Raw genomic sequence first — 16,293 nt, forward strand, 5'->3', positions numbered from 1 at the left:
TATGGATGAAAAAATCCTGAATCAGCTTAGTATTGAACTTGGAAAGAGATTAAAACGGAAAAAATTATCCGTAACCTGTGCAGAATCTTGCACAGGGGGTTGGGTAGCTAAAGTGATCACAGATATTGCGGGAAGTTCAGCCTACTTTAATCGTGGTTTTGTGACTTACAGTAATGATGCTAAGCATGAAATGCTGGGCGTCTTACCAGAGTCATTGGCGCAATTTGGTGCGGTAAGTGAGCAGATCGTAAAAGAGATGGCAACAGGGGCATTAATCGTCGCTAAGGCAGACGTTTCTGTTGCGGTCAGCGGCATTGCGGGGCCAGAAGGAGGAAATGAGGAAAAACCGACTGGCACAGTTTGGTTTGGGTTTGCCTTTTACATTAATGAAAACATCCAGACTGTAACATATCGCCAGTATTTTTCGGGTGATCGCAATGCTGTGCGTCTACAAGCCGTCATCTTTTCTTTGAAAACTTTATTGGATGAAATCATAAAAAATTAGCTTGATGCTGTATGATTATACAGTATAATCATACGGCACTTTGGTATCAGAAACAGTTTATCAGCAGTGAGGCAGCCCCTTCATTGCTTGCGAAGGAGTAAACATGGCTAACGATGAAAACAAACAAAAAGCACTAGCAGCAGCGCTGGGCCAAATTGAGAAACAATTTGGTAAAGGTTCTATCATGCGTTTGGGTGAAAACCGCTCAATGGATGTTGAAACCATCTCTACCGGTTCCCTGTCACTGGATATTGCATTGGGTGCAGGTGGTTTGCCAATGGGCCGTATTGTTGAAATATACGGACCAGAATCTTCCGGTAAAACAACGCTGACACTGCAAGTCATTGCCGCTGCCCAGCGCGAAGGCAGAACTTGTGCTTTTATTGATGCCGAACATGCTCTTGATCCGGTTTATGCGAAAAAACTGGGTGTAGATATTGATAATCTGTTGTGTTCTCAGCCTGATACTGGCGAACAGGCATTGGAAATCTGTGATGCCCTATCACGTTCTGGTGCTGTTGATGTGATTATTGTTGACTCTGTTGCGGCATTAACACCAAAAGCAGAAATTGAAGGTGAAATCGGCGACTCTCATATGGGCTTGGCTGCACGTATGATGAGCCAAGCGATGCGTAAGTTAGCGGGGAATTTGAAAAACTCGAATACTCTGTTAATTTTTATCAACCAGATCCGCATGAAAATTGGTGTGATGTTTGGTAACCCCGAAACGACCACAGGTGGTAATGCACTGAAGTTCTATGCATCTGTTCGTTTGGATATTCGCCGTACTGGTTCGGTGAAAAATGGCGATGAAGTGGTTGGTAGCGAAACACGTGTGAAAGTGGTCAAGAACAAAGTTGCTGCACCATTTAAACAGGCCGAATTCCAAATTCTCTATGGTGAAGGCATCAACACTTTTGGTGAGTTGGTCGATCTGGGTGTTAAACACAAAATGGTAGAAAAAGCAGGCGCATGGTATAGCTACAATGGCGAAAAAATTGGACAAGGTAAAGCCAATGCGACTATGTATCTGAAAGAACATTCAGAAATTGCATCCGAGTTGGATAAAAAACTGCGCGATTTATTGTTGAATAAGACAGGTGAGTTCAGTAGTGCAGCTACGGATTACGAGACAGATTATGAAGACAACGGCGAAGAAGTGAATCACGAAGAGTTTTAATTGCTTATTTGTTTTCCAATTCAGTCATAATACAGAACTAATTTGGCTTTTAAAAACCACATCCATATCGGGTGTGGTTTTTATTTTTACGCCTGTCTTCCTGGAGGAAATAAACATCCTTGAAATGGGCGTATTGAAACAGGTGTAACGAACAGACTTTCAGAAAATCTTTAGACGAATTACAATGCTGGAAAGCGAATGGATTTATATGGGATTTTACTTCTTATGGAAGACTCTCTATCTTAACCCTACTTTAATTTATTCGTGAGTTGAAATGGTGACGCGATATACCACCTTAACCATTCATAGATCTGTTTTTTCAGCTTGATTTCGGGACAATTATGAGCAAAAGCACCGCTGAGATCCGTCAAGCGTTTCTTGACTTTTTTCATACTAAAGGGCACCAGATAGTACCAAGCAGCTCGTTGGTGCCAACTAATGATCCAACATTGTTGTTCACCAACGCAGGGATGAACCAGTTTAAAGATGTCTTTTTAGGATTGGATAATAGACCTTATTCTAGAGCAACAACGGCTCAGCGCTGCGTTCGTGCTGGCGGTAAACATAACGATTTAGAAAATGTGGGTTATACAGCCCGTCACCACACTTTCTTCGAAATGTTGGGTAACTTCAGTTTTGGCGATTATTTTAAACAAGATGCAATTAAATACGCATGGGAGTTATTGACCAGCGAAGAGTGGTTTAACCTGCCAAAAGAAAAACTGTGGGTTACTGTCTATGAGACAGACGATGAAGCTTATGACATTTGGTATAACGAAGTCGGTGTTCCAGCAGAAAGGATCATTCGTATAGGAGATAACAAAGGTGCTCCATATGCGTCAGATAATTTCTGGCAAATGGGGGATACTGGCCCATGTGGTCCTTGTACAGAGATTTTCTACGACCACGGTGAACATATTTGGGGGGGGCCTCCAGGCAGCCCAGCAGAAGACGGTGACAGATATATTGAAATTTGGAACATCGTTTTCATGCAATTCAACCGTCATGCCGATGGCACTATGGAGCCGTTGCCAAAACCTTCCGTTGATACAGGCATGGGGCTGGAGCGTGTTACAGCCGTCTTGCAACACGTCAACTCCAACTACGAGATTGACCTATTCCAAAGCTTAATTGCTTCGGTTGCAGAAGTGACAGGAGCAACAGATCTTACCAATAAATCTCTGCGAGTTGTTGCAGACCATATCCGTGCATGTGCGTTCCTGATTTGCGATGGGGTTATTCCATCCAACGAAAACCGTGGCTATGTACTTCGCCGTATCATTCGCCGTGCTGTTCGTCATGGCAACATGTTGGGGGCAAAAGAGGCCTTCTTCTACAAGCTCGTTGCACCATTGATTAAATTCATGGGGGCGGCTGGTGAAGAGCTGAAACAGCAGCAGACTTTGGTTGAGCAGGTATTAAAAACCGAAGAAGAACAGTTTGCTCGTACTTTGGAACGTGGTTTGCAGTTGCTGGATGAAGAGTTGGCTAAATTATCTGGTGATACGCTCGACGGTGAAACCGCTTTCCGCTTGTATGATACCTATGGTTTCCCTGTTGACTTGACCGCGGATGTTTGCCGTGAACGTAATATCAAAGTAGATGAAGCTGGTTTTGATGCAGCGATGGAAAACCAGCGTCGTCGTGCTCGTGAATCCAGTGGCTTTGGTACTGATTACAATGAACTGATCAAAGTTGATGGACGTAGTGATTTTTGTGGTTATGAACATAATTCACAGCAAGCTGCTGTTATCGCTATCTTCCGCAATGGCCAAGCTGTTGAGCAAATTCACGCTGGTGAAGAAGCGATCATTATACTTGATAAAACCGCATTCTACGCTGAATCTGGTGGACAGGTTGGTGACACGGGTAAATTGTCGAACGGCAATGGTGTATTCGACGTCGTTGACACACAAAAATATGCTCAGGCAATCGGTCACATTGGTAAATTGACAAGTGGGAGTTTGAGCGTTAATCATACAGTTAATGCTGAAATTGATGTGGTACGCAGAGGTGCGATTCGTTTGAATCACTCAGCGACCCATTTGTTACATGCGGCATTACGTCAAATTTTGGGAGAACATGTTGCCCAGAAAGGTTCTTTGGTAAATGATAAGTATCTGCGCTTTGACTTCTCTCACTTTGAGGCCATGAAGCCAGAACAGATCCGTCAAGTCGAAAACTTAGTGAATGAAGAGATTCGCAAAAATTCACCAATTGTTACAGAATTAATGGGGCTGGAAGAAGCAAAAACCAAAGGTGCTATGGCACTGTTTGGCGAGAAGTATGATGAAAAAGTACGTGTACTTAGCATGGGAGGCTTTTCTACCGAATTATGTGGTGGTACTCATGCGAACCACACAGGTGATATAGGGTTGTTCCGTATATCCAGTGAATCAGGTACAGCAGCAGGAATTCGCCGTATTGAAGCTATTACGGGGCAAACTGCACTAAACTCTATCTATCAGCAGGCGGATTTACTGCAAGACATCGCTCATCTGGTGAAAGGTGATATCAGTAGCCTGAATGAGAAAGTGAAAACGACACTGGACAGAACGAAACAGCTGGAAAAAGAGTTGCAACAGTTGAAATCTCAGCAAGCAGCTCAGGAAAGTTCTTCCTTGGCAAACCAAGCTAAGGAAATCCAAGGTGTTCGTCTACTGGTGACGCAATTAGGTGATATAGAACCGAAAATGCTTAGAACGATGGTTGATGATTTAAAAAATCAGTTAGAATCAGCAATTATTGTGCTTTCTACAGTGACTGGTGATAAAGTCAGCCTAATTGTTGGTATAACGAAGGATTTGACTGCTAGAATAAAAGCAGGCGATTTAATCTCTTTTGTTGCCCAACAGGTTGGAGGTAAAGGAGGAGGACGTCCTGATCTGGCTCAGGCTGGTGGGACCGATGTAACAGCTCTTCCTTCCGCATTAGCTAGTGTAGAAGAGTGGGTAACATTGCGGTTATAGTTGGTATTGCCGTGACAACAGCGGCACCATGAAAGCATTTTTTATGGTGCCGAATGTTTTTTGTTGTGAAATTGTTGAAATGTTGGGCACATACTTATATTTTAGCTATCCTATAGATATAGGAAATGTGTTCAAAACTGCTTATACTTTAAGTAGATACCATTGCTTTACGTTTTCACGGTGTTTGATGGATAATAGCGGGGAAACCTAGAGACCCGACTCTTTTAAATTTTCAAGGAGCAAAGAATGCTTATTCTGACTCGTCGAGTTGGTGAAACGCTCATGATAGGCGATGAGGTAACAGTCACAGTACTGGGAGTTAAAGGCAACCAAGTTCGCATTGGTGTAAATGCGCCCAAGGAAGTTTCTGTTCACCGTGAAGAAATTTATCAACGGATTCAGGCGGAGAAATCTCAGCCTACAACTTTTTAATTCAAGAATGGCGTCCATGCTTTTTTAAGACTTGGGCGCTACTCTACTCCCCTTTATCTTCTTTTTTCTGCTTCTTGCTACTTCCCTGTTTTGTCACCCTACTATGTTTATCTCTTTTTGATACCTTGATTCTATTCTCTCATGTCTTTTTATTTTCTATCTGTTGAAAAAGCATCGTTCATGAGGCCATAGAGATGAATAATCATTTCATAAATTTTAACGGTTTTTAGATGATTTCATTGTTGATAAAACAGTCCTTTAGATGCTAAACCAAGCGTTTTGCGCGTTAAGTGTTCAAGCGGAAAAAAGTTTCGAAAAATTGTTTGACTTATCAGGCAGGGAAAGTAATATGTGCGCCATCGCAGCGACGAAGAGCTTGAAGAAAAGCTTCTGAGTAAATACCGGAAGTAAAGATTCGAAGAGCTACGAAGTGAAAACTTTTAAGTCGCAGGTTTTAAAAATGGTGAGGTGGCCGAGAGGCTGAAGGCGCTCCCCTGCTAAGGGAGTATGTGGTTAAGAGCTGCATCGAGGGTTCGAATCCCTCCCTCACCGCCATTAATATGCATCCATAGCTCAGCTGGATAGAGTACTCGGCTACGAACCGAGCGGTCGGAGGTTCGAATCCTCCTGGATGCACCATTTAAACACCGCGATTTTTTAGGTATCTCAATTCTAGTCAGGCAATCAATAGCGCCTGAGCAGAAATAGAAAACCGACAATGCATCCATAGCTCAGCTGGATAGAGTACTCGGCTACGAACCGAGCGGTCGGAGGTTCGAATCCTCCTGGATGCACCATTTTAGATGTCCCAATTTTGGGAGATCCCAATTCTATCAAGTCAGGCATACAATAGTGTCTGAAAAGAAATAGAAAACTGACAATGCATCCATAGCTCAGCTGGATAGAGTACTCGGCTACGAACCGAGCGGTCGGAGGTTCGAATCCTCCTGGATGCACCAGATTAAAACCCCTGCCTTATCAAGGCAGGGGTTTTTCTTTTTATTTCCGTTCAAATATAACATTTGTTTTATTAATTCTGTTTATAATTTGGGCGGAAGTGCATTGCTACCTCTATGTAATCAGCGACAACTTGACTTGTTTCATATAAAGTAAACTTTTAGTAATAATCTTTTAAACTCCACGGGAGGACAAATTGATCCCGGACGTATCAAAAGCATTGTCATGGTTAGAGGCAAATCCAACTGTATTAAACGGTATTTGTCGTGGCATTGAGCGTGAAACATTGCGTGTTACTCCAGACGGTCATTTAGCTAAGACGGAGCATCCAAAATCACTTGGTGCTTCTTTAACGCATAAATGGATTACAACTGATTTTGCTGAATCTCTATTAGAGTTTATTACCCCTGTTGATAGCAATATAGATAGAACCATTGCCTTCCTCAACGATTTGCATATCTATACCGCCCGGAATCTGGACAGTGAAAAAATGTGGCCTTTAAGTATGCCATGTTTTATCGACGAAGAAGAAAATATCACTTTGGCTCAATATGGTACGTCTAACTTGGGCCGCTTTAAGACCTTGTACCGTGGAGGATTAAAGAGCCGTTATGGCGCACTAATGCAAACAATTTCCGGTGTGCATTATAATTTCTCTCTGCCAATGAGTTTTTGGCAGGCATGGTTAGGTATTAAAGACGCCGAAACAGGTAAAGAGCAGATTTCAGATGGCTACCTTCGTTTGATCCGCAATTATTACCGCTTTGGCTGGGTGATCCCTTATTTATTTGGTGCATCACCGGCAATTTGTTCTTCATTCTTACGTGGACGAAATACAGCATTATCTTTTGAGGAAACCGAACGAGGGACTTGTTACCTGCCTTATGCAACTTCGTTGAGGATGAGTGACCTGGGGTATACCAACAAATCGCAAAGTGATCTGAATATTACTTTTAATCATCTCCATACCTATGTAGAGGAGCTAAAGAAAGCAATTCATAAGCCATCTGAAGAATTTGCTGCAATCGGTATCAAAAAAGGAGATAAGTACTTACAGCTCAATACTAATGTTCTTCAAATTGAAAATGAGTTGTATGCACCAATTCGCCCCAAACGAGTCACGAAAGAGGGAGAATCACCTTCAGATGCTTTGTTAAGAGGTGGTATAGAATATATTGAAGTGCGCTCTTTAGATATTAATCCTTTTTCCTCCATTGGGGTTGATGAGACGCAAATTCGTTTTCTTGACTTATTTTTGATATGGTGTGCTTTGGCTGATGCTCCTGAAATGGGAAATGAGGAGCTTGCCTGTTGTCGTGGAAACTGGAATAAAGTTATCTTAGAAGGGCGTAAACCAGGGCTGTCTATTGGTCTTGGTTATGGGATTGAACAACAACCGCTTAAGATTGTGGGACAAGAATTATTCAGAGATTTAGAGCGAGTTGCTGAAGTCCTGGATGCCTGTTCAGGGACTCAATATCAATTAGTTTGTAAAGAATTGGTTAATATGTTTGAAGATCCATCACTAACGTTTTCTGCACGTGTCCTGGATAAGATGAAATCTCAGGGGATAGTTGGTTTTGGATTGGAACTGGCAGGTCAGTATCATAACGAATTGATTGAAGAACATTATTCAATTCTGAATGATGAAAATTTTTCTGTTGAACGTGAAGCTTCGGTGTCACGTCAGCATGACCTGGAACAGCAAGATAACATGAGCTTTGAAGAGTATTTAAAACTTCATGCAGGGCGTTAAAAAAGAAAATGGCCACCACTGGTGGCCAAATAAAATATCTTAGAGAATAGGGGTGATAATAATTTTGCGCGTCTTCATATCTTATGACCAGCCGCAAATGAAAAGGTTTCATCTATCTGAAAAATTTTTCGTAAAAAATCTGATACCTTAGGAGGTAGTATTATGCCTTTATTGGATAGTTTTACAGTTGACCATACTCGTATGGCTGCACCTGCTGTTAGAGTTGCCAAGACAATGAAAACGCCTCACGGCGATACTATCACAGTATTTGATTTACGTTTTTGTGTTCCTAATAAAGCAGTGATGCCAGAACGAGGTATTCATACGCTTGAGCATTTGTTTGCGGGTTTTATGCGCAATCATTTGAACGGTGATGGTGTTGAAATCATTGATATTTCTCCAATGGGATGTCGTACTGGTTTTTATATGAGCTTAATTGGTGCTCCGGAAGAATTGAGAGTGGCTGAGTCTTGGAAAGCGGCAATGGAAGATGTGCTAAAAGTTCAAGATCAGAACCAGATCCCAGAATTAAATATTTATCAGTGTGGTACATATGAAATGCACTCATTGAAAGAAGCTCAAGATATTGCTCAGCGTATCCTTGATTCTGGTGTTCGTGTCAATTATAACGATGAATTGGCACTGCCTGAAGAAAAACTGATGGATCTTCAAGTTTAGTTTGTTAGAGATGGTATCTCAACGGCTATTACATTTGGAGATGGAGCTTTTGGTTAAGTAGTCAGATCTGCTTTATATTATTGAGGGGCTAGTTTATTCTACTAGCCCCTCGTTGATGTTCTTTTCTTTCTATATTTTTGAAATTATCAGGTTTTTTAATTATTTTCCTTAGTTATATAGACAGATTAGATTAGGTATTGATGAGTGCATTATAACGGTTAACTTATTTACTGAATTAATTTTACACTTTATTCTGTATTTTGGTTTATCGGCGTTACACGAACTTGCTTGATAACATTATCTTGCACCGCAAGAACCTCAAAATTGTATTCATTAATCTGCACGTTAGCGTTTAATTCAGGAATTTCACCTAGTTCTTCCAGAATCATTCCATTCATTGTCCTTGGGCCGTCTTCGGGAAGAGCCCAACCGAAAGCCTTATTTAATTCGCGGATATTGGCTGTTCCATCAACCAGAACGGAGCCGTCACTTTGCGGAAAGACTTCTTCTGCCAGAGTTGGCGACATGGAAGTAGTAAAATCGCCGACAATTTCCTCCAAGATATCCTCGACAGTCACTAATCCTTGAATATCGCCATATTCATCAACGATTAGGCCAGTTTTTTGTTTGTTACGTTGGAAATTAATAAGTTGGATATTTAATGGTGTGCTAACTGGGATAAAATAGATTTTATCTGCGGCTTTGAGTAAATTTCTTTTTGTAAATTCTTTTTTCTCCATCATCAGTCGATAAGCTTCACGCACTCGGAGCATACCGATAGCATCATCAAGGGAGTCTCGATATAACACAATACGTCCATGTGGAGAGTGTGTCAGTTGCCTGATAACGCACTTCCAATCATTGTTAATATCAATGCCGACAATTTCATTACGTGGGATCATAATGTCACCAACGGTAACTTTCTCAAGATCTAATATTGAGAGCAGCATATCTTGATTGCGGCGTGATAGATTGACGTTTGATTCATTTACAATTGTGCGTAGTTCGTCTTTACTGACGGCATCACTACGGATATTAGAGGTTTTGATACCCAAACAGCGCATAAACAGCAAACTGATCTTATTAAATGACCAAACAAGGGGCTGCATAATTTTTTCTAGTGGGCGTAACAGGAAGCTACTTGGGAATGCGACTTTTTCAGGGTAAAGTGCTGCGATGGTCTTTGGCATCACTTCAGAAAAAATAAGAATAATGAATGTGAGTACACCTGTTGCAATAGCAACACCGGCATCGCCATAGAGCCGCATACCAACGATAGTAGCAAGAGAAGACGCCAAAATATTGACAAGATTATTACCGATAAGTATCAGGCTAATGAGTCTGTCTGGATGACGCAGCAGAGATTCCACCCTCCGTGCGGGATTGCTCCCCTGTTTAGCCAAATGGCGTAAGCGATATCGGTTGATTGTCATCATGCTAGTTTCAGAGGCAGAGAAATAAGCCGAAACAATAACCATAACAACAAGAATGATAATCAGTGTACTTGTTGAGACATTCTCCAAAACAGAATTCCTTCCTAATAATTATACAAATTGGCGATGATAAATAACTTATTAATAAACCATCATTTCCTGTAATAGCCTGCTACCGAAAAAAGCCAGTGTCAGAATAAATGCACCAATCAAATTGAACCAAATAACACGTTTGCCACGCCACCCTTCATGATAATGCCCCCAAAGCAAAATAACGTAAATAAACCATGCAATAATAGATAAAACAGATTTATGGATATTTTCTTTACTGAAAATATCATCCATGTACATGATGCCAGTACAGAGCGTCAATGTTAGTAAAATTACACCAACTTGGGTAATGTGAAACATTTTCCGCTCAATTGTCATCAATGGAGGAATACCAGAGGTAAATGTGAGTTTTTTCTTTTTAAGCTGATGATCCAACCAGCCAAGTTGCAATGCATAAAGAGCTGCAATGAGTAAAGTAGCATAGCCAAGTAAGGCCAGCCCAATATGAATAAATAATTCGATACTATCTTCAAGATGAGTAATAAATTCTCCCGGCATCATGCTAGCCAGTATCAAATTGATCATGGAGAAACTATAAACAACCGGTAATAAAAACCATGCACGTCCACGGAAAGCGACGACTGTCATGATGATGCACATAAGCAAACTAACAATTGAGCCTAAATTCAATAAAGTGAGATTTTGCCCGCTGCTCACATGAAAAACTTGGTATTTTAATGCAATCGCGTGAGCGACTAACGCTACAATAGCAAAAGAAAGTGCCAGTTTTTGATAACTGTTTTGTTGGCGCAATAAACCTGGCACGATGAGCGTCAGGCTAATGAGATAGGCAAGTAAAGCAATAATTGAAAATATCAGCATAACGTTTATCGTTTTCGCAATGGAAACCATTGGGTATGGATTGAACCTGAAATTTAAGTATACCGCTAGCAGGAGTAGCCTCCAACCGTTGTTAATCATACATGGGAATCTCTTTGCAGAGATCACATAATCATCGTGCTATAATTTGCAAAATTTGCCTTACAGGTAGACCCACTTGTAGATATCTGAGCTGAGACAATGTTTGATAATTTAACTGACAGACTATCGCGCACATTGCGCAATATCAGCGGTCGTGGACGGCTGACTGAAGATAATATTAAAGATACGCTGCGCGAAGTTCGTATGGCTTTGCTCGAAGCGGATGTTGCATTACCTGTCGTGCGTGATTTTATTGCACGAGTCAAAGAAAGCGCTGTGGGGCATGAGGTTAATAAAAGTCTAACCCCAGGTCAGGAATTCGTCAAAATCGTTCAAAATGAATTGGTTAAAGCGATGGGAGAGGTTAACAGTGAATTGAACCTTTCCACACAGCCTCCTGCGGTGGTTCTTATGGCTGGTTTGCAAGGTGCAGGTAAAACGACCAGCGTTGCTAAATTAGGTAAGCTGCTGAAAGAGAAAAACAAGAAAAAAGTCTTGGTTGTTTCTGCTGACGTATACCGACCCGCGGCGATCAAACAGCTTGAAACCTTGTCTGAAACAGTCGGCGTTGACTTTTTCCCTTCTGATCCACAGGAAAAGCCTGTTGATATTGTCAATAAAGCGATCCAACATGCTAAATTGAAATTCTATGATGTACTGTTAGTCGATACGGCAGGCCGTCTGCATGTTGATGAAGCTATGATGGATGAAATCAAAGCGGTTCATGCAGCTATCAATCCTGTTGAAACCTTGTTTGTTGTTGATGCAATGACAGGTCAAGATGCGGCAAATACAGCAAAAGCATTCAATGAAGCATTGCCATTAACCGGGATTGTTCTGACGAAAGTAGATGGTGATGCTCGTGGTGGTGCTGCGCTTTCCATCCGCCATATTACGGGTAAGCCCATCAAATTTCTCGGCGTTGGTGAAAAAACGGATGCATTAGAACCTTTCCATCCGGATCGCATTGCATCCCGTATTTTAGGTATGGGAGATATGCTTTCACTGATTGAAGAACTTGAAAGCAAAGTTGACCATACCCAAGCGGAAAAATTGGCATCCAAGCTGAAAAAAGGTGACGGATTTGATTTAAGCGATTTTCTTGAACAGCTTAAACAAATGCGTAATATGGGCGGAATGGCTAGCATGTTGAGCAAAATGCCGGGAATGTCGCAGATCCCTGATGCTGTCAAATCTCAAATGGATGACAAAATTCTGGTTAAAATGGAAGCCATCATTAATTCCATGACGCGTAAAGAGCGTGAAAAACCAGAAATTATCAAAGGTTCCCGTAAGCGCCGTATTGCGATGGGATCGGGCACACAGGTGCAGGATGTCAACCGTTTGCTGAAACAGTTTGATGAAATGCAGCGTATGATGAAAAAGATGAAGAAAGGTGGTTTGGCAAAAATGATGCGAGGCATGAAAGGCATGCTGCCACCGGGATTTATGGGGCGATAATCAACAAAGTTGCGAAAGAAAATGTTCTTTGGATTGCTTTTTACGCCAAAGTGAGTAAAATTTTCGGGCTTTTAAATGGACAGCCGGACTCCATTCCTCGATGGAGTCTGGTTGTTTTGCTAACTAATGAGGATGTTATGGTAACAATTCGTTTAGCTCGTGGCGGCGCAAAAAAGCGTCCGTTTTATCAAGTAGTCGTGACCGATAGCCGCAATGCGCGTGATGGTCGTTTTATTGAGCGTGTTGGTTTCTTCAACCCAATCGCTTCAGGAAAAGCAGAAACTCTGCGTTTAGATCTGGACCGTATCGAACACTGGGTTGGTCTGGGTGCATCTGTGTCTGATCGTGTTGCTACACTGATCAAAGACGCTAAGAAAGCAGCTTAATCTGTCACGGTGGTAACAATGAGCAAACAATCTGGCCTGAAGCACCCTGTTGAGCTAATTGTATTGGGGAAATTAGGGTCTGCATATGGCATTCGTGGTTGGCTCAGAGTTTTTTCTTCCACCGAACATGCCGAAGACATTTTTGAATATCAACCGTGGTTTATTCAACGCTCAGGCCAGTGGCAACACATTGAACTGGAAGCATGGAAATACCATAACCAAGATATTATCGTCAAAATCAAAGATATTGACGATCGGGATGCGGCGAATTTACTCACTAACTGTGAAATTGTGGTGGATTGTAGCCAGTTACCAGAACTGGAAGAGGGTGTTTATTACTGGAAAGACCTTATTGGCTGCCAAGTAATAAATACAACCGGTTATAACCTTGGAGCCGTTCATGACATGATGGAAACGGGTTCTAACGATGTGATGGTAATAAAAGCAAACCTGAAAGATGCATTCGGTATCAAGGAGCGGCTGGTTCCGTTTCTTGATGGGCAGGTTATCAAGAAAGTCGATCTCGCTACTAAAACCATTGAGGTAGATTGGGATCCTGGTTTTTAATCTCCGGTAAAAACGGTTTAAATGAGTGGGACGCAGTATGTGGATTGGGGTTATTAGCCTGTTTCCTGAAATGTTCCGCGCAATAACCGATTACGGGGTAACTGGTCGGGCAGTAAAAAATGGCCTGTTGAGTATCGCATGCTGGAATCCAAGGGATTTTACCTACGACCGGCATCGTACTGTTGATGATCGCCCTTATGGCGGTGGTCCAGGCATGCTGATGATGGTGCAACCATTACGGGAAGCCATTCATGCAGCTAAAGCTTCGGCAGGTGATGGTGCAAAGGTGATTTATCTTTCACCTCAGGGACGCAAACTCGATCAACAGGGAGTTTGTGAACTGGCAGCAAATGAGAAATTAATTCTGGTTTGCGGGCGTTATGAAGGTATTGATGAGCGTATTATCCAAACCGAAATTGACGAAGAATGGTCTATCGGTGATTACGTTCTTAGCGGAGGAGAGCTTCCTGCAATGACGATGATTGACTCGATATCGCGGTTTATTCCGGGAGTATTAGGACGTCAAGCATCGGCAGAAGAAGACTCATTCGCTGATGGATTGTTGGATTGCCCACATTATACTCGCCCTGAAGTGTTAGATAGTATGGAAGTTCCCCCAGTTTTGCTGTCGGGAAACCATGCTGAAATTAATCGCTGGCGAATGAAACAGTCGCTTGGCCGAACTTGGTTAAGAAGGCCCGAACTTCTAGAAAACCTAGCTCTGACTGACGAGCAAAGGATGTTGTTATCTGAGTTCCAACGGGAATATCAAGATCAGGCAACGAATTAATCCAGACATATCCCGTTGAAGGGATATCTTTGATATATCAGTTTACCTAGGGTAAGAGAGTTATTATGAGCAACATTATTAAACAACTTGAACAAGAGCAGATGAAGCAAGACGTACCTTCATTCCGTCCGGGTGACACCGTGGAAGTTAAGGTATGGGTCGTTGAAGGTTCTAAAAAGCGTCTGCAGACATTCGAGGGCGTGGTTATTGCGATTCGTAACCGCGGTCTGCACTCTGCATTCACTGTTCGTAAGATTTCTAACGGCGAAGGCGTTGAGCGTGTATTCCAGACTCATTCCCCAGTCGTAGACAGCATCGCCGTTAAACGTCGTGGTGCTGTTCGCAGAGCTAAACTGTACTACCTGCGTGAGCGTTCTGGTAAGGCAGCTCGTATTAAAGAGCGTCTGAACGCAAAATAATACGCTTTCGCTACATCCGAAAGTTATTAAAGGCCAGCGCATATGCTGGCCTTTTTACATGCTAAATCAGGAAACTTATTTTTTCAGTTGCAAGTCAGGCAAGGGGGACAGTAAGTTACATAAACGTACTGGCTAAAATATATCCTACTGTACAAGCACCACTGACGCCAATCAATCCTGGTAAAAGAAAGCTGTGGTTGATAATGAATTTCCCGATTTTTGTTGTACCTGAACGGTCAAAACCAATACAAGCCAAATCGCTTGGATAAGTAGGTAAAACAAAATAGCCATAGGCAGCAGGAAAGAAAGCAATCAGAAGCTTAGGATCGACTCCAAGTTGTAATCCCATTGGCGCAATAGCTGTTAAGGCGGCGGCTTGGCTGTTAACCAGTTTTGATACCAAAAACAGTACAAGGGCATAAGTCCACGGCTGTGCCTGGACCACATCTTCCAAGACTAGTTTTAATTCACCTAAATGTGAGTGGAAGAAAGTATCACTCATCCATGCCACACCAAAGACAGAAAAAATCGCAACCATACCTGCTTTGAACACGGCACTATTGGCGATTTCACTGGTTTTGACTTTACAGGTCATCAATATAATGGAGCCTGCAATTAACATCATCATCTGGATCACCAGATTCATAGAAAGGGGTTTTAGTGTACCTTTTATTTCAAAAGCAGGACGTAATTCGGTGAATGCACCAAATAAGACTACGACGGCAATTGCGGTAAAGAAAATCCAGGTTGCCCAATAAGCTTGCTTAGGAAAGACTTGATCCAATAGCGTGTCAGAACCACCATAAATAAACTCACGTTGCTTTGGATCTTTGATTTTTACTTGGAATTCTTCGTCCTGATCAAGATCTTTTCCTCGACGTAAGCTCCATAATGCAGCAAGTATTACTCCAGTGAGTGATGCTGGTATTGAAACAGTCAAAATGTCCAAGATCCCGTACGCCTGCCCAATACCATGACTGGCAGCAATAATTGACACTAAAGAAACAACGGCGACAGATACAGGAGAAGCGGTAATTGCCATCTGGGAAGCGACAGAAGCAACAGCCATTGGCCGTTCAGGGCGAATACCTTTTTTCAAGGCAATATCGCCAATAATTGGAAACATGGTATAAACCACATGACCAGTACCGCAAAGAAAAGTCAGCATCCAAGTAGTCAGTGGTGCCAAAATGGTGATATGTTGCGGGTGACGACGCAATAAGCGTTCTGCAAATTGCATCATAACATTTAGCCCACCTGCTGTTTGTAAAACGGATGCACAACCGATTACAGCAAGAATAGTTAGCATTACATCAACGGGAGGGTTACCTGGTTCCAAGCCAAAGATAAATGTCAGTATAAAGAGCCCAATACCACTGATCAGTCCCAACCCCATTCCCGCATAACGCGTACCTATCAATAAGCATATGATTATTACAGTAAATTGTAGCGTTATCATATCTATCCTTAACAATCGTTTAAAAAATAAATAAAAATTGGTAATACAGATTTTTGCATCTGCATGACTTATAACTTCATTTACAAGTTGTTAGTCATAACTTTAGATCTATTGGATATAGCTATTGTTTATAAATATTTTTTTATAGTTTCATGTAAACATTAAAACACATATTAATATTATTAGAATATTTATATAAAAATGAGATTAAGATCTTATTTTTAATATTTGATTTATAAATGAATTTATTTTTGTATCAAATAATATGT

Annotated in this window: 14 protein-coding genes and 4 tRNA genes; 15 read left to right on the plus strand and 3 right to left on the minus strand. The window is 41.7% G+C overall.

Going from position 1 to position 16,293, the window contains the following annotated elements; genetic code table 11:
- Position 1: 1 nt before the first annotated feature.
- The 10 genes from pncC to luxS all read left to right on the plus strand — a co-directional run bounded on the left by pncC (position 2) and on the right by luxS (position 8,477).
- Entirely contained in the window at positions 2–505 is a 504-nt protein-coding gene (pncC, locus tag IQ209_RS09425; protein WP_193851063.1) for a nicotinamide-nucleotide amidase, read from the plus strand.
- A 103-nt stretch (positions 506–608) separates the two neighbouring features.
- Positions 609–1,685, plus strand: a complete 1,077-nt coding sequence (recA, locus tag IQ209_RS09430) for a recombinase RecA (RefSeq protein WP_193851064.1) — start codon at positions 609–611, stop codon at positions 1,683–1,685.
- Positions 1,686–2,026: 341 nt separating this feature from the next.
- Positions 2,027–4,654, plus strand: coding sequence for an alanine--tRNA ligase (gene alaS, locus IQ209_RS09435; protein ID WP_193851065.1), 2,628 nt, complete (start codon positions 2,027–2,029; stop codon positions 4,652–4,654).
- A 246-nt stretch (positions 4,655–4,900) separates the two neighbouring features.
- Positions 4,901–5,086, plus strand: a complete 186-nt coding sequence (gene csrA, locus IQ209_RS09440) for a carbon storage regulator CsrA (protein WP_010845367.1) — start codon at positions 4,901–4,903, stop codon at positions 5,084–5,086.
- A 462-nt stretch (positions 5,087–5,548) separates the two neighbouring features.
- Positions 5,549–5,641: transfer RNA gene (locus tag IQ209_RS09445), tRNA-Ser, on the plus strand.
- A 7-nt stretch (positions 5,642–5,648) separates the two neighbouring features.
- Positions 5,649–5,725: transfer RNA gene (locus tag IQ209_RS09450), tRNA-Arg, on the plus strand.
- An 81-nt stretch (positions 5,726–5,806) separates the two neighbouring features.
- A tRNA-Arg gene (locus tag IQ209_RS09455) sits at positions 5,807–5,883 on the plus strand.
- 85 nt (positions 5,884–5,968) lie between these two features.
- Positions 5,969–6,045, plus strand: a tRNA-Arg gene (locus IQ209_RS09460).
- A gap of 194 nt (positions 6,046–6,239) precedes the next feature.
- Entirely contained in the window at positions 6,240–7,799 is a 1,560-nt protein-coding gene (gene gshA, locus IQ209_RS09465) for a glutamate--cysteine ligase (protein WP_193851066.1), read from the plus strand.
- Between the two features lie 162 nt (positions 7,800–7,961).
- Complete coding sequence (gene luxS / locus IQ209_RS09470; protein WP_193851067.1) at positions 7,962–8,477, plus strand: S-ribosylhomocysteine lyase; 516 nt, start codon at positions 7,962–7,964, stop codon at positions 8,475–8,477.
- A 248-nt stretch (positions 8,478–8,725) separates the two neighbouring features.
- Here the strand turns inward: luxS and IQ209_RS09475 are convergent, their stop codons facing one another.
- Both IQ209_RS09475 and IQ209_RS09480 read right to left on the minus strand, forming a co-directional pair.
- The gene (locus tag IQ209_RS09475) at positions 8,726–10,000 is read right to left on the minus strand and encodes an HlyC/CorC family transporter (protein WP_193851068.1); all 1,275 of its coding nucleotides are present in this window, start codon (positions 9,998–10,000) and stop codon (positions 8,726–8,728) included.
- A 51-nt stretch (positions 10,001–10,051) separates the two neighbouring features.
- Positions 10,052–10,843 carry an inner membrane protein YpjD gene (locus tag IQ209_RS09480; RefSeq protein ID WP_193851069.1) on the minus strand — a complete coding sequence of 264 codons (792 nt, stop codon included), beginning with the start codon at positions 10,841–10,843 and terminating at the stop codon, positions 10,052–10,054.
- 198 nt (positions 10,844–11,041) lie between these two features.
- Between IQ209_RS09480 and ffh the strand changes: the two genes are divergently transcribed.
- The 5 genes from ffh to rplS all read left to right on the plus strand — a co-directional run bounded on the left by ffh (position 11,042) and on the right by rplS (position 14,565).
- A complete protein-coding gene (gene ffh, locus IQ209_RS09485) occupies positions 11,042–12,403 on the plus strand; it encodes a signal recognition particle protein (RefSeq protein WP_193851070.1) in 1,362 nt (453 codons plus the stop codon).
- 137 nt (positions 12,404–12,540) lie between these two features.
- Positions 12,541–12,789 (plus strand): 30S ribosomal protein S16, encoded by a 249-nt coding sequence (rpsP, locus tag IQ209_RS09490; protein WP_193851071.1) that lies wholly within the window; start codon positions 12,541–12,543, stop codon positions 12,787–12,789.
- 18 nt (positions 12,790–12,807) lie between these two features.
- Positions 12,808–13,356, plus strand: coding sequence for a ribosome maturation factor RimM (gene rimM / locus IQ209_RS09495; RefSeq protein WP_193851072.1), 549 nt, complete (start codon positions 12,808–12,810; stop codon positions 13,354–13,356).
- Positions 13,357–13,393: 37 nt separating this feature from the next.
- Entirely contained in the window at positions 13,394–14,146 is a 753-nt protein-coding gene (gene trmD, locus IQ209_RS09500; protein ID WP_193851073.1) for a tRNA (guanosine(37)-N1)-methyltransferase TrmD, read from the plus strand.
- 65 nt (positions 14,147–14,211) lie between these two features.
- Positions 14,212–14,565: a 50S ribosomal protein L19 gene (gene rplS / locus IQ209_RS09505; RefSeq protein ID WP_189760393.1), complete on the plus strand. Its 354-nt coding sequence runs from the start codon at positions 14,212–14,214 to the stop codon at positions 14,563–14,565.
- Between the two features lie 115 nt (positions 14,566–14,680).
- Here rplS and IQ209_RS09510 read toward each other — a convergent pair whose 3' ends face one another.
- A complete protein-coding gene (locus tag IQ209_RS09510; protein ID WP_193851074.1) occupies positions 14,681–16,024 on the minus strand; it encodes an anaerobic C4-dicarboxylate transporter in 1,344 nt (447 codons plus the stop codon).
- Between the last annotated feature and the right edge of the window lie 269 nt (positions 16,025–16,293).

The sequence above is a fragment of the Xenorhabdus sp. BG5 genome (assembly GCF_015163665.1).
Taxonomy (GTDB): domain Bacteria; phylum Pseudomonadota; class Gammaproteobacteria; order Enterobacterales; family Enterobacteriaceae; genus Xenorhabdus.